At 71.8% G+C, this 13,346-nt stretch carries 13 protein-coding genes; all 13 read right to left on the bottom strand.

The window, feature by feature from the left end:
- Window positions 1-89: 89 nt before the first annotated feature.
- Complete coding sequence (locus tag DFJ67_RS11110; protein WP_116067811.1) at window positions 90-1,067, bottom strand: NAD-dependent epimerase/dehydratase family protein; 978 nt, start codon at window positions 1,065-1,067, stop codon at window positions 90-92.
- A gap of 118 nt (window positions 1,068-1,185) precedes the next feature.
- Window positions 1,186-2,865 carry a monocarboxylic acid transporter gene (locus DFJ67_RS11105; RefSeq protein ID WP_116067810.1) on the bottom strand — a complete coding sequence of 560 codons (1,680 nt, stop codon included), beginning with the start codon at window positions 2,863-2,865 and terminating at the stop codon, window positions 1,186-1,188.
- On the bottom strand, window positions 2,843-3,214 hold the full coding sequence (locus DFJ67_RS11100; RefSeq protein WP_116067809.1) for a DUF485 domain-containing protein: 372 nt from the start codon (window positions 3,212-3,214) through the stop codon (window positions 2,843-2,845). The genes DFJ67_RS11105 and DFJ67_RS11100 overlap by 23 nt, the downstream gene beginning before the upstream one ends.
- Before the next feature lie 171 nt (window positions 3,215-3,385).
- Window positions 3,386-4,132 carry a hypothetical protein gene (locus DFJ67_RS11095; RefSeq protein ID WP_116067808.1) on the bottom strand — a complete coding sequence of 249 codons (747 nt, stop codon included), beginning with the start codon at window positions 4,130-4,132 and terminating at the stop codon, window positions 3,386-3,388.
- On the bottom strand, window positions 4,125-4,643 hold the full coding sequence (locus DFJ67_RS11090; protein ID WP_116067807.1) for an RNA polymerase sigma factor: 519 nt from the start codon (window positions 4,641-4,643) through the stop codon (window positions 4,125-4,127). The genes DFJ67_RS11095 and DFJ67_RS11090 overlap by 8 nt, the downstream gene beginning before the upstream one ends.
- Window positions 4,644-4,700: 57 nt before the next feature.
- A complete protein-coding gene (locus DFJ67_RS11085) occupies window positions 4,701-5,225 on the bottom strand; it encodes a flavin reductase family protein (RefSeq protein ID WP_308442488.1) in 525 nt (174 codons plus the stop codon).
- 4 nt (window positions 5,226-5,229) lie between these two features.
- On the bottom strand, window positions 5,230-6,903 hold the full coding sequence (locus DFJ67_RS11080) for an ABC transporter permease (RefSeq protein WP_116067806.1): 1,674 nt from the start codon (window positions 6,901-6,903) through the stop codon (window positions 5,230-5,232).
- Window positions 6,894-7,652 carry an ABC transporter ATP-binding protein gene (locus tag DFJ67_RS11075; protein WP_116076027.1) on the bottom strand — a complete coding sequence of 253 codons (759 nt, stop codon included), beginning with the start codon at window positions 7,650-7,652 and terminating at the stop codon, window positions 6,894-6,896. The genes DFJ67_RS11080 and DFJ67_RS11075 overlap by 10 nt, the downstream gene beginning before the upstream one ends.
- 37 nt (window positions 7,653-7,689) lie before the next feature.
- A complete protein-coding gene (locus tag DFJ67_RS11070; RefSeq protein WP_116067805.1) occupies window positions 7,690-9,339 on the bottom strand; it encodes a sodium/solute symporter in 1,650 nt (549 codons plus the stop codon).
- A complete protein-coding gene (locus DFJ67_RS11065; RefSeq protein ID WP_116067804.1) occupies window positions 9,340-9,714 on the bottom strand; it encodes a DUF485 domain-containing protein in 375 nt (124 codons plus the stop codon).
- Window positions 9,715-9,737: 23 nt separating this feature from the next.
- On the bottom strand, window positions 9,738-11,609 hold the full coding sequence (locus DFJ67_RS11060; protein WP_116067803.1) for a DUF4153 domain-containing protein: 1,872 nt from the start codon (window positions 11,607-11,609) through the stop codon (window positions 9,738-9,740).
- Window positions 11,606-12,670 carry a sensor histidine kinase gene (locus DFJ67_RS11055; RefSeq protein WP_116067802.1) on the bottom strand — a complete coding sequence of 355 codons (1,065 nt, stop codon included), beginning with the start codon at window positions 12,668-12,670 and terminating at the stop codon, window positions 11,606-11,608. The genes DFJ67_RS11060 and DFJ67_RS11055 overlap by 4 nt, the downstream gene beginning before the upstream one ends.
- Window positions 12,667-13,344, bottom strand: a complete 678-nt coding sequence (locus DFJ67_RS11050; RefSeq protein WP_116067801.1) for a response regulator transcription factor — start codon at window positions 13,342-13,344, stop codon at window positions 12,667-12,669. Before DFJ67_RS11050 ends, DFJ67_RS11055 begins: the two co-directional genes overlap by 4 nt.
- Between the last annotated feature and the right edge of the window lie 2 nt (window positions 13,345-13,346).

Below are 13,346 nucleotides of genomic sequence, written 5' to 3'. Positions count from 1 at the left end.
ACCTGGGCATGACTCACTATCAACGCCGGCACGGCACGAAGTTGGTAGCTAAAAATTCTCGGTTGACCTGGGGATTTGCCAGACCGACCCTAGATCGCGCGGCGCCGGAAGTCGTCAATGGTGCGGCGCAGGCCGTCTTCGAACGGGGTGACCGGCTCGAAGCCGAGCCTGGTGCGGGCCAGCGTCAGGTCGGGCCGGCGCATCTCCGGGTCGTCGGCGGTGCGTGACGTGAAGGTCACCGTCGATGAGCTGCCGGTCAGCCGCACGATCGTCTCGGCCAGGTCGCGCATGGACATCTCGTGCTCGTCGCCGCAGTTGATCGGGCCGGCCTCGGTCGAGTCGAGTAGCAGCAGGATGCCGCGGACCAGGTCGTCGACGTAGCAGATCGACCGGGTCTGCTCACCGTTGCCGTGCACGGTGATCGGCTCGCCACGCAGCGCCTGCGCGATGAAGGTCGGGATCGCCCGGCCGTCGTCGGGGCGCATCCGCGGGCCGTAGGTGTTGAAGATGCGCACGATCGCGCTGTCGAGCCCGCGGTAGCGGTGGTAGGCCATCGTGGACGCCTCGGAGAAGCGCTTGGCCTCGTCGTAGACGCTGCGGATGCCGACCGGGTTGACGTTGCCCCAGTAGGTCTCCACCTGCGGGTGAACCAGCGGGTCGCCGTAGGCCTCGGAGGTGGAGGCCATCAGGAACCGGGCGCCGTCGTTGACCGCGCGGTCGAGCAGGTGCAGCGTGGCGATCGAACCGACCCGGAGGATCTCGATCGGCAGCGTCGTGAAGTCTTTGGGGCTGGCCGGCGACGCCATGTGCAGGATCGCGTCGAAGCGATCGGCGAGGGCCGGGTGGTGTGTCGGCAGCCCGTCGGCGACATCGGCCTCGACCAGCGCGAACAGCGGGTTGTCGATGAGGTGGGTGACGTTTTCCTTCGACCCGGTGACGAAGTTGTCGACCGCGACGACCGTGCAACTACGGGCGATAAGGGCGTCGATGAGGTGGGACGGGACGAAACCGGCGCCTCCTGTCACAAGGACGCGATGACCGGCTCCGAAACGTTGGGCAACCACCATGTGCTCCACACTACCGATCGAGCGGATCACCCACCCGCCCCGGGCTGCCCAAGGGCTGAGCGCGGGCCCCGGCGGTGTGCCGCCGCCGGGGCCTCGCGCGACCAGCGTGGGTTTCTATCTAGTGGGCGCCCGAGCCGGTCAGGGAGCGGACCTCGAGTTCCGCGTACTTGGCGTCGTCGCGCTCCTTGGACAGGATCGTGCCGAGCCAGCCGCAGAAGAAGCCGAACGGGATCGAGATCAGACCCGGGTTGGACAGCGGGAACCACTGCCAGTCCGACTTCGAGAACATCGCGGTCGCGGACCCGGAGACGACCGGCGAGAAGAACACCAGCACCACGGCGGAGATCAGACCACCGTAGATCGCCCAGGTCGCACCGGATGTGTTGAACCGCTTCCAGAACAGGCTGTAAAGGATCGCCGGCAGGTTGCCGGACGCGGCCACCGCGAACGCCAGCGCGACCAGGAAGGCCACGTTGAGGTTCTGCGCGAAGATCGACAACAGGATCGCGATCGCACCGATCACCAGCGCGGAGATCCGGGCGACGTTGACCTCCTGCCGCTCAGACGCCTGGCCGTCCTTGACCACATTGGCGTAGAAGTCGTGCGCGAGGCTCGACGACGACGCCAGCGTGAGGCCGGCGACCACGGCGAGAATGGTCGCGAACGCCACCGCCGCGATGATCGCCAGCAGGGTCGCGCCGCCGGTCTCGCCGCCGAGGAACCGGCGACCCAGCTCCTGTGCGAGCTGTGGCGCCGCGGTGTTGCCGGCCTTGTCCTGTGCGGTGATCGCCTTGCTGCCGACCAGCGCCGCGGCACCGAAGCCCAGGGCCAGCGTGAACAGGTAGAAGACGCCGATGATGCCGATCGCCCAGAGCACGCTCTTGCGGGCCGCCCGGGCCGTCGGCACGGTGTAGAACCTGATCAGGATGTGCGGAAGGCCGGCGGTGCCGAGCACCAGGGCGATGCCCAGCGAGAGCAGGTCCATCTTGTTGTAGAAGGTCTGCGTCGCGTTGCCGGCCACTTCCACGCCGTAGCGCAGCCCGGGTTCGAGGAACGCCTCACCCTTGCCGGACGACGACGCCGCGTCGCCGAGCAGCGACGACAGGTTGAAGTGGAAGACCGACAGCACCAGGATCGTCATCACCAGGGCACCGGTCATCAGCAGCACGGCCTTGACGATCTGGACGTAGGTGGTGCCCTTCATGCCGCCCACGGTCACGTAGATGATCATCAGCGCGCCGACCATGATGATGGTCGCGATTTTCGCCGCGCCGGCGTCCATGCCCATGAACGTCGTGCCGGGCCGGATGCCGAGCAGCAGCGCGACCAGCGCGCCGGCGCCCACCATCTGGGCCAGCAAGTAGAAGATCGACACGGTGATCGTGGAGACCGCCGCCGCGGTGCGGACCGGCTTCTGCCGCATCCGGAACGCGAGCACGTCGGCCATCGTGTAGCGGCCCGAGTTGCGCAGCAGCTCGGCGACCAGCAGCAGCGCCACCAGCCAGGCGACCAGGAACCCGATCGAATACAGGAAGCCGTCGTAGCCGTTGAGCGCGATGATCCCGGCGATGCCGAGGAACGACGCCGCCGACATGTAGTCGCCGCCGATGGCCAGGCCGTTCTGGAAGCCCGAGAACGAGCGGCCGCCGGCGTAGAAGTCGGTTGCCGTCTTGGTCTGCCGGCTGGCCCAGACCGTGATCGCCAGCGTGGCGGCGACGAAGATCAGGAACAGGACGATCGTGATGGTACGGGCGGTGTTCCCACCCGTCGTGGCCTCAGCCGCGAGGTGACTCTCCACCGGGCACCTCCCCCAGCTCGTCCTTGATCCGGTCGGCGAGCGGATCGATGTTGCGGCTGGCGTACCGCGAGTAGAGCCAGGCGATGAGGAACGTCGACACGAACTGGAGCAGACCGAAGATCAGCGCCACGTTGATGTGGCTACCGCCGATTCGGGTGTCCATGAAGCCACGCGCGTACGCGGAAAGGATCACGTAGAGCGCGTACCAGACGAAGAAGGCCACGGTCATCGGGAACACGAAGCCGCGAACGGCTTTGCGCAGTGCGGCGAACTCCGGGGAGCTCTGCACGGCTAGATACCGGTCCTCGGGGGATTCCGTGGGGACGGCGTCAGTCGCCTCGGTACTCATGTGGTCACCACCCTTCGCAGGGGCGTTTGTGGGACAGGGGCTGAACACGCGCACCGTAAGAAGGGCGCGGCCGGCCTGGAACCCCCAATGCGGGCGGCGCAGCCACCTGCGCCGAACGGACAGGTGGCTGCGCCCAGTGACGCGGGTCACGCCGTTGAACGGCGCCAATCTCTAACAGCTCGAGGTGCCCGCGCAGAGCCGGTCGGCGGCGACCCGGCCGAGCTCGACCAGCGCGGCGGGGTCGGTCTGGTCCTGCTGTGAGATAAGGGTGATCAGAGGGCCCTGCCGGACGAGGAGATAGAAGCCGGGCTCGCCGATGTCGGACCTGGCCTGGATCAGGAGCGAGCCCGCACCGGCGAAGCCGCTGTCGGCCACCGTGATTCGTGACGGGACGCAGTCGCCGCGGAGCACGTCTGGCAGGGCGTCAAGCCAGTCCTGGGCCGCGGCTGCCGAGTCCATCCGGGTGACGACCTGCTGCAGAAACTCGTGGTCGCCACGCATGAACTGCGCAACGCGCCGGGCGTTCCCGAGCGGTTCGCGGCCGAAGCAGCGACCTCCGATGCCCGCCTGCGGGTCCTCGCTGACCTGGGGAACCAGGTGGCGGTAGCCGGCTGGCAGATCGCTCTCCCGCAGCATCGCCACGGCCGGCAGGGCGGCGCCCGGCCCGGTGACGTCGGTCATCGGGGCGGCGCTGGGGATCAGCGCACCGTCTTTCACCGGCGGACGGTCGAACACGCCGGCCGCGAGGCCCACCGACGGCAGGCCAACCGCGACGGCGGTCAGCACGCCAGCCGCCACCGTCTGCGACCGCCGGCGGCGCCGGGAGACCAGCCGGGCAGCGTGAGCGCCGGCCGGAGCGGCCAGTGGTGGGCCAGCACGGAATCGCGCGAACAGTTCGTCGAGTTGCTGGTCAGTCATGGTGCCCCTCCTCGTCTTCGGTCAGCAATGTGGCGAGTGCGGTCCGGCCGCGGTGCAGCCAGGCCTTGACCGTGCCTTCGGCGACGCCCTCCTGCGCGGCGATCTCGGCGATCGCGAGGTCGGCGATGTGGAACAGCACGATGGCCCGGCGATGCTTCTCCGGCAGCGAGCGCAGCGCACGGGCCAGCGCGACCCGGTCCGGGCTCGGCTCGGCCACCACCTCCTCGCGGTGGTAGCCGGCGTGCGCCCGGGCCGCGCGGACCCGGCGCCAGCGGTTGTTGGCAACGTTCAACGCGACCCGCCGGACCCAGGCGGCCGGCTCGTCGTAGTCGGCAACCCGGTCCCAGCGGGCCCAGGCACGGGTGAAGGCCTCCTGGACCGCGTCCTGCGCCGCGCCGACGTCGGCGGTGTACGCGTACAACTGGAGCATCAGGCGGTGGACGTTCGCGGCGTAGAACTCGTCGAACGATGCGCTCACCCCGGGCTTAGCCACCCGCACAACTGTCTCCATAGGCTGCCTCCCCGTTTCCGGAGAGGACACCGTTGACCCCCGGCGCGGGTTGCGCCGTCAGTCGGCGAGATATCGGCCGCGATAGTGGATCAGTGGCGGCGCGTCGCCGACGATCTCCACGTGCTCGATGGTGGCCTCGACCAGCAGGCCCCAGCCGAACTCCCGGGCGCTGTCGAGGCGGCAGCCGGCCCACGCACCCGCGTCGGCGGGCACCGGGCCGAACGGCGTCTCCGTCCACTCCCCGCTGCGGAACAGGCCGCCGGGCGCGGGCATCAGCCCGGCGAAGCGATCGGCGAGTTGGCGGTGTGCGGTGGTGAGCGGTGCGACCGCGAACCGGCCTGCCGCGGACACCGCTTCCCACAGGTCGGACTCGTCGTCGAGGATCCCGATCAGCCGGCCCGGGTCGCCGTCGACAACCAGGGTGCTCGAGACGGTGAAACCCGCCGGCCCGGGTGCCGTCCACAGCGTCACCGGCGACGCCAGCCGGCCACGGAACCGCCTGATCGGCGAGCGGGCCTGCTCCGGCGTGGCGAAGGGGTCGGTGCCGTGGATCTGCGCGCCGGGCTCGATCGGGTTCACCACACCATCATCGCCGGGGGGTGATCGTCAGGAGCAGTTCGGGCATCCGCCGGTCGAGCACGTCGCCGGCCACCACGCTGCCGAGCCTTGCCGCGCCGAGGCCGTAGAGCAGGCCGATCGGCAGCGCGAGCCAGAGCCAGAGGTCGCCGGCGAGCAGCGTGGCGATCAGCATCGGCGCCGCGAGCACGACGGTGGCCAGGATCGCGACCGTGCTCAACAGGCCGCGGGCCAGGCCCGCTCCGGTGTTGAGGGCGAACGGGTTGGACGTCTCCGGCAGCGCGTAGGCGCCGACCACCGACAGCAGCGAGTTGAGGGCCAGGCCGCAGCCGAACGTCGCGATCAGGGTGCCCAGCCCGAGCGGGATCCAGCCCGGCTCGCCGACGAGCAGCCCGACGAGCACGGCGATCAAGACCACCAACGGGAGTACGTAGATGGAGAACGCGCCCGCGCGCCCGGCGATCTGGACCCGGCCGGGCACACCGGCGACCACGTCAGCGGCGTAGGCGGTGCCGTCGTAGCCGAACTGGTTGGCCAGGGTGACCGCACCCAGCGTGCCTACGAAGATCATCGAGAGCGTGAAGCTGACGGTGGACGCCTGCACGTCGCTGGCGGGTTCCGTACCCCAGATGGCGCTGCCGAAGTTGACCATCGCCGAGACGAACAGTGCGGCGACCGCGAAGGTGATCAGGTTGGCCCGGCGGCGGGCGTCGCGCCACCAGTAACGCACCTCGCGGGCGAGGACGGCGCCGAGCGGGCCGCGCCGGGCCCACCACAGCACGCCCGGGAAGAGTTGCGCGACCGGCGCGCCGGCGCGGACCTGCTTGGCGGCCGGCCCGGCGCTGACCGTGCCGACCATCGCCGACTCGAGCGTGCGCGACCACCACCACATCAGCACGACGATCGCGACCACGCTGATCACGATCTTCAGCAGGGCCGCCCACCAGCGGCCGGACGCCACCTCGAAGCCGGCGGTGTAGGGCGCACCGAACGGCGTCCAACCGGCGATCTCAGCCGCCGGCAGGAACCGCCGCCAGTCGGTGTCGGTGGTCGCCCGGTTGAGCACGACCTGGAGGGGACCGATCAGCGCGGCGGTGACGGCGAGCAGCACGGCGGCCAGGTCGCGGGTCCGCCGGGAGCGCAGCAGGTTGGCGAACGCGCTGGTCACCGCCCGGCTCACCGCGACGCAGAAGACCAGGCCGAGAACGACGCCGACGGCCTCGACGAGCGCGGCGGCCACGCCGCTGAGCGCCCCCGCGGACAGCACCAGGCCGGCGGTCGCGATCAGCGTGGCCGCCGCCGGCACGCCGATCAGGGCGGCGGTCAGCAGCCCGGTCACCAGCGTGCGGCGCGGCAACGGCAGCAGCGCGAAGCGGGACGGGTCGATCGTCTCGTCGACGCCGAAGAACACCAGCGGCAGCAGGGTCCAGGCCAGCGCGACCACGCCGCCGCCACCGGCGGCCACCAGCAGCGCGGCGTCGGCCGAGCCGGCGATTCCGGGCAGCGCGCTGAGCAGGAAACCGGCCGCCGCGTAGCAGAGGCCGATCACGATGCCGACCGCGAACAGCGCGACCCGCCACGGCCGGCCACGGAAGCTGTTGCCGGTGATGCGGAGCTTGAGCTTGGCGAAGTGGCGCGCGGTCACCGGCCGCGGCGTGCTGGCCACGGCGGTGGTCAGAGCCACGACAGCTCCTGACCGGTCGCCGTGCGCCCGCCGACGACCTCGACGAACACCTCTTCGAGGCTGCGGTCGCCGCGCACCTCGTCGAGCCGGCCGACCTGCTTGATCGCGCCGCCGGCGAGGATCGCGACGTGGCTGCACAGCCGCTCGACGACCTCCATCACGTGACTGGAGAAGATCACCGTGCCGCCACCGACCACGTAGCGCTGGAGGATGTCGCGGATCAGCGCGCCCGCGACCGGGTCGACGGCTTCGAACGGCTCGTCGAGGACCAGCAGCCGTGGCGCGTGCAGCAGTGCGCAGGCCAGCCCGATCTTCTTCTTCATGCCGGCCGAGTAGTCGACGACGAGGGTGTTGCCGGCGTCGGCGAGCGCGAGCACGTCGAGCAGTTCCTGGGCGCGCTGGTCGACCACCGCGGGCTCCATGCCGCGCAGCAGGCCGTGGTAGGCCAGCAACTCGGCGCCGCTGAGCCGGTCGAACAGCCGCACCCCGTCGGGCAGCACGCCGAAGAGCCGCTTGGCCGCGATCGGGTCGGCCCAGACGTCGTGCCCGAGCACCCACGCCTGCCCGTGGTCGGGGCGCAGCAGCCCGACCGCCATCGACAGCGTGGTCGTCTTGCCGGCGCCGTTGGGCCCGAGCAGGCCGTAGAACGAGCCGGCCGGCACGTCGAGGTTGACCCCACCGACCGCGACCTTGCCGTCGAAGCTCTTCGCCAACCCGCGCAGCACCAGGGCGAACCGATCGTCCTTCACCGTCGTCGTTTCCACCCCTTGACGGTATCGGCCCGGGTCACCGTCGTGTGGGGCTGGCGAGCACGCTTTCCGGCGCGTGCAGGCGGAGCATCACCGCGCCGACGTCGGCGGGGATCCGTTTGCGGCTGGCCAGCGACACGGCGACCATGACCGCGAACGCGAGCGGCACCGTCCACGCCGCCGGCTGACTGACCAGCGCCGCCGGCCAGCCCGACAGCGGCGGGCCGAGCACGGTCAGCAGCACCGCCGACCCGGCCGCGCCACCACCGGCCAGCACACCGGCCGCGGCGCCGCGCGCGGTCAGCCCGCGCCACCAGATGCCGAGCACGAGCAACGGGCAGAAACTCGACGCGGCGACCGCGAACGCCAGACCGACCACCTGGGATACGTCGAGGCTCTCGACGGTCAGCGACAGCACGATCGGCGCGACCCCGGCGAAGATCGTGGCGAGCCGGAAGTCGCGCACCGAGCCGCGGCCGATCACGTCGGTGGAGAGCACGCCCGCGACGCTGGTGAGCAGCCCCGACGAGCTGGACAGGAACGCGGCGAACGCGCCGGCCACCACCAGTGCGGCGAGCAGTTGGCCGGCCGGTCCGCCGCCGAGGGCGGCGCCGGGCAGCAGCACGACGACGGCATCGGTGCGCCCGGTCATCAGCAGTTGTGGCGTGTAGACCCGGCCCAGCACGCCATAGAGGGTGGGCAACAGATAGAAGAGCCCGACCAGACCGAGCACCACCAATGTCGTACGCCTGGCCGCGTTGCCGTCTGGGTTGGTATAGAAGCGCACCAGCACGTGGGGTAAACCCATGGTGCCGAGGAAGGTCGCCAGGATCAGCGAGTAGGTCTCGAACAGGCCCTGGTCGCTGTCGCCGGGCAGCAGCCAGTCGGGCCCGCGGGTGTCGTCGACGGTGGAGACGCGGGGCACCTGCTCGCCGGCGTCGAAGGAGAGCCGCTCGCCGGGGCGCACCTCCATCGTGGACCCGTCGGAAAGGGTCAGCGTCGCGCGTTGCTCGACCACGACGGTGGTGGCGCTGTGGAAGACCGGCCCGTCCGGGGCGGCGACCGCCGGGCGCCCGTCGGCCTGCCAGTGCAGCAGCAGGAAGATCGCGGGCACCAGCAGCGCGGTCAGCTTGAGCCAGTATTGGAACGCCTGCACGAAGGTGATCGCCCGCATGCCGCCGAGCGCGACGTTGATCGTGACCACGGCACCGACGAGCAGGGCACCGAGCGCGTAGGGCTGGCCGGTGACCGTGGTCAGGGTCAGCCCGGCGCCCTGGAGTTGCGGCACCAGGTAGAGCCAGCCGATGAACACGACGAACGCGGTCGCCAGCTTGCGCAGCCGGCGCGAGCCGAGCCGCAGCTCGCAGAAGTCGGGCAGAGTGAACGCGCCCGAGCGGCGCAACGGCGCGGCGACGAAGAGCAGCAGCGCGAGATAGCCGGCGGCGAAGCCGACCGGATACCAGAGCACGTCGAAGCCGTATTTGAGGATCAGGCCGGCCACCCCGAGGAACGAGGCCGCCGACAGGTATTCGCCGCCGATCGCGGCCGCGTTCCAGGTCGGGCTGACCATCCGGGACGCGACCAGGAAGTCGGAGGTGGTGCGGGCCAGCTTGAGGCCGTAGAAGCCGATGCCGACGGTCACCAGGGTGACCGCCACGATGGCGGGAACGACGTAGGGGTTGTCCACTCAGCGCTCCGGCCGGCGGACCACCGCCACGAAGTCCTGCTCGTTGCGTTCGGCGAGGCGCACGTAGGCCCAGCCGACGGCGAACAGGAACGGGTAGGCGGCCACCCCGAGCAGCACCCAGGGCAGGTCGATGCCGGCGATGCTGGCCGAACTGACCTCGGGCGCGACGGCGAACAGCAGCGGCAGCCCGCCGAGCCCGGTGGCGACCACCAGCGACAGCCGCAGGGCGAGCGCGAGCTGGGCCCGCACCAGCCCGCGGACCAGCGCCTCACCGACCTGGGTCTGCTCGGCGAGCTCGGTGCGGGTGCGGTCGTGGTCGTGCGCCCGCGGCTGGACCTCGGCCAGCACCACCCGGGTCCGCCGCCCTTCCGTCATGCCGGCAGTGTCCCCGATCACACCTAGCCGCGGTAGCCCCCGCAGGAGCCGGCCGGCCGCTCGGCGAGCAGCGCGCGGGCCTGGTGGCGGGCCAGGTTGAACGACCGCCAGTCGTCGTGCTCCCGGCGGAGCCGGAGTTCGGCGAGCCAGAGCGCGCAGGCCCGGTCGTTGTCGGCGAGCCGATCGAGCGCCGGCACGGCGTCGGCCGAGAGCGTGTTGAGGTAGTGCAGGTCGATCCGGCCGGTGGCGGCGAACCGGTCGACGTTGCGGTCGGCGATGAACCGGTCGGGGTTGAGCACCGCGAGGCCGAGCAGCGCGACGGTCGCGATCGCCAGCACCCCGCGGGGCAGCCACCCGCCGCGCAGCTTGACGCCGGCGACCAGCACCGCGACGAAGACCGCGCCGAGCCCGAGTTCCACCGCCGTGACGAACACGCGCAGCCGGGTGAAACCGTAGGCCTGCTCGTAGACGTTCATCCGGTAGGTCGCGCTGGCCACCACGACGAGCGTGAGCAGGGCCAGCGCGCCGAGCAGCACCCGGATCGCGACCCGGTCGGCCCGGTTGGCCCGGGGCGCCCAGCGGCCGCCGATCGCGACGACCACCAGGGTCAGGCCGGTGACCGCGAGCAGTTGCCAGAAGCCGCCGCGCGCGTAGTTGGCGAAGGTCGGGCCGCCCGGGTCGAGCACGTGCCGGGTGCCGCCGAACAGGACCGTGCCCTGCACCGCGACGAACGCGGCGAACAGCAGGTCGAGCAGCGCCACCGGGATCGCCCAGTCGGACCGCCGGAACGCGAACCGGGTCGGCAGGTCGGCCCGGCCCAGCGTTGGCGGCCCGGCGAGGGTGAACGCGGCGCCGGCCAGGACGGCGAAGAGCAGCGGGAAGAACAGCACGGCCCGGGACACGGTGCTGCCGCTGACCGACGGCAGTGCCCAGTCGAGCACCGCGGCGAACGTCTCGTCGGCGGAGGCGAACAGGGCGCCGAACACGACCAGCAGGATCAGCGACACGGAGGCGACGCCGATCGCTCGGGCGGGGCTGCCCGGTGAGCGGTGCTGCACGCCGGCGCGGACCCAGGGCAGCGCCCGCACGGCGGCGGCGGGCGGGATCGCGAAGGACGCCACGATCGCCCGGAGGGTACGCGGGTCGACCAGCGCGAGCGTCCCGGTCACGGCGGCGGTGAGCACACAGAGGACGAACAGCCAGGGCGCGGCGCGGACGGTGCCGACGCCGAGCAGGGCGAGGGTGGCCGCGCCCCAGGCGGCCTGCCGCCAGGAGACCTTTGTTCTCGTGACTGCCAGGGCAACGATGCTTGCGGTCGACCCGATCAGCCAACCGATGCCGGCCCGGTCGAGGGGGATGGCGGTGGCACTGATCGCCGCCGCGAGCAGGAGGGCAACCAGCAGCGCGCGGCCAGGCACCCGGTTGGGACCAGGCCAAGCCCAGGTCGGCGCCTTCGGCGGCGGCGGAGGTGCCTTCAGCACCGGGACGGCTTTCGCCGGTGGCGGGGTCGTTGCGGCCGGCCGGGCCGGTCCGGTCGCCGGGGTCGGTGCCTTCGCAGTCGGCGAGGTCGGTTCGGTCGGGGCAGTCGCTGAGGTCGCGGCGGTCGGTGCCTGCGCTGAGGGCGAGGTCGGTTCGGCCGGAGCAGTCGCTGGGGTCGCGGCGGTCGGTGCCTGCGCTGAGGGCGCGGCCGGCGAGGTCGGTTCGGTCGGCATGGTCTCCGGGGTCGGCGCGGTTGTCGGGGCCGTCGGTGCCGCCGCGGTGGGCGCGGTGGGCGCGGTCGGCGGGGTCGGTTCGGTCGGCATGGTCTCTGGGGTCCGTTCGGTCGGCGCGCTCCGCGGCGCTGGTGCTGTCGGTGCGGTCGCCTCGGTCGGGGTTGGTTCGGTCGGCGTGGTCATGCGGCCACCGCCGCCGGGGTCGGGTTGGCGACGAGCCGCGGCAGCGACACCCGGACCAGGCAGCCGACCCCGTTCGGTGGATCGACGACCCGGATCGCGCCGCCGTGCAGCAGCACCACCCACTGGGCGATCGCCAGGCCCAGGCCTGTCCCGCCGCCGACCGCGCGGTCGCCGCGGGTGAAGCGGTCGAAGACCGACTCGCGCTGGGCCGGCGGGATGCCGGGGCCCTCGTCGCCCACCTCGAACACCACCCGGTCGTCGTCGACCCGGCCGGTGATCGACACGGTGCCGCCGGGTGGGCTGTGCCGGGTCGCGTTGTCGAGCAGGTTGGCCAGCACCTGGTGCAGCCGGGCCGGGTCGGCGTGCACGGTCACCGGCGTGGCCGGCGGGGTCACCGCCAGCTTGATGTCGTGCCCGGCGCCGCTCGCGGTGACCGCGGCCTCGCCGGCCACCTCGTCGAGGAAGTCGGCGACGTCGAGCAGCACCGGGTGCATCGGCTGCACCCCGGCGTCGAGCCGGGACAGGTCGAGCAACTCGGCGACCAGCCGTCCGAGCCGTTCGGTCTGGTGCAGCGCGGTGCGCATCGTGGCGGGATGCGGGTCGGCGACGCCATCGACGACGTTCTCCAAAACACCCTGCAAAGCCGTGATGGGGGTACGCAGCTCGTGCGACACGTTGGCGATCAGCTCGCGTCGCTGCCGGTCGGCAGCGGCCAGGTCGGCGGCCATCTGGTTGAACGCCTCGGCCAGCTCGCCGACCTCGTCGCGGGAGGTGGCGCGCACCCGCCGGCTGTAGTCGCCGCGGCGCATCGCCCGGACGGCGGCGGTCATCTCGCGCAGCGGCGAGGTCATCCCGTGCGCCAGGACCTGCGAGGTGAGCAGGCCGACCAGCAGCGCCGTCGCGGAGGTGATGTAGGGGATCCAGCGGATGGCGTACCAGAAGTAGGCGAGCCCGGCGGCCGCGGAGGCGAGCAGCAGGAAGGCCAGCTTCAGCTTGATCGACCGGACCGGGTCGAGCGGCCGGGGTAGCAGATCGAGGCCGCGGGTCAGCAGGTCTTTCACGGCCGTACCTCCAGCGCGTAGCCGACACCGTGGACGGTGCGGATCAGATCGGCGCCCAGCTTGCGGCGCAGTGCCTTGATGTGGCTGTCGACGGTGCGGGTGCCGGCGCCGTCGCCCCAACCCCAGACGTCGGCGAGCAGCCGTTCCCGGGGCAGCACGGTGCGGGGCCGGCCGGCCAGGTGCACCAGCAGGTCGAACTCGGTCGGGGTCAGGTGTGCCTCGACGCCGGCCCGGCTGACGCGGCGCTCGGCCTGGTTGATCTCCAGGTCGCCGAGCCGGATCGGCTGTGGGCCGGCCGATTGGACCCGATCGACCCGGCGGAGCAGCGCGTGCACGCGTGCGGCGAGTTCGCGCATCGAGAACGGCTTGGTGAGGTAGTCGTCGGCGCCGACCGCGAGGCCGACGAGCATGTCGTTCTCGTCGTCGCGGGCGGTGAGCATCAGCACCGGCACCGGGCGGTCGGCCTGGATCCTCCGGCACACCTCGAGGCCGTCGAAGCCGGGCAGCATCACGTCGAGCACCACCAGGTCGGGCGGCTCGCGGCGGGCCGCGTCGACCGCGGCCGGGCCGTCGCCGGCCAGACTCACCGTGAAACCCTCCGCGCGCAGGCGCACGGCGATCGAGTCGGCGATGGTGCGTTCGTCCTCGACCACCAGGATGCGGCGCTCTCTCATGC

This window comes from Asanoa ferruginea, from assembly GCF_003387075.1.
In the GTDB taxonomy this organism is placed as follows: domain Bacteria; phylum Actinomycetota; class Actinomycetes; order Mycobacteriales; family Micromonosporaceae; genus Asanoa; species Asanoa ferruginea.
Note: the sequence above shows the minus strand (reverse complement) of the source record. Positions and strands in the feature narration are given on the sequence as shown.

Coding starts and splice junctions, on each gene's coding strand:
- DFJ67_RS11065 (WP_116067804.1), bottom strand. CDS start 9,714: ATGACGGAAGGGCGGCGGACCCGGGTGGTGCTGGCCGAGGTCCAGCCG.
- DFJ67_RS11090 (WP_116067807.1), bottom strand. CDS start 4,643: ATGGAGACAGTTGTGCGGGTGGCTAAGCCCGGGGTGAGCGCATCGTTC.
- DFJ67_RS11060 (WP_116067803.1), bottom strand. CDS start 11,609: ATGACCACGCCGACCGAACCAACCCCGACCGAGGCGACCGCACCGACA.
- DFJ67_RS11050 (WP_116067801.1), bottom strand. CDS start 13,344: ATGAGAGAGCGCCGCATCCTGGTGGTCGAGGACGAACGCACCATCGCC.
- DFJ67_RS11100 (WP_116067809.1), bottom strand. CDS start 3,214: ATGAGTACCGAGGCGACTGACGCCGTCCCCACGGAATCCCCCGAGGAC.
- DFJ67_RS11110 (WP_116067811.1), bottom strand. CDS start 1,067: ATGGTGGTTGCCCAACGTTTCGGAGCCGGTCATCGCGTCCTTGTGACA.
- DFJ67_RS11095 (WP_116067808.1), bottom strand. CDS start 4,132: ATGACTGACCAGCAACTCGACGAACTGTTCGCGCGATTCCGTGCTGGC.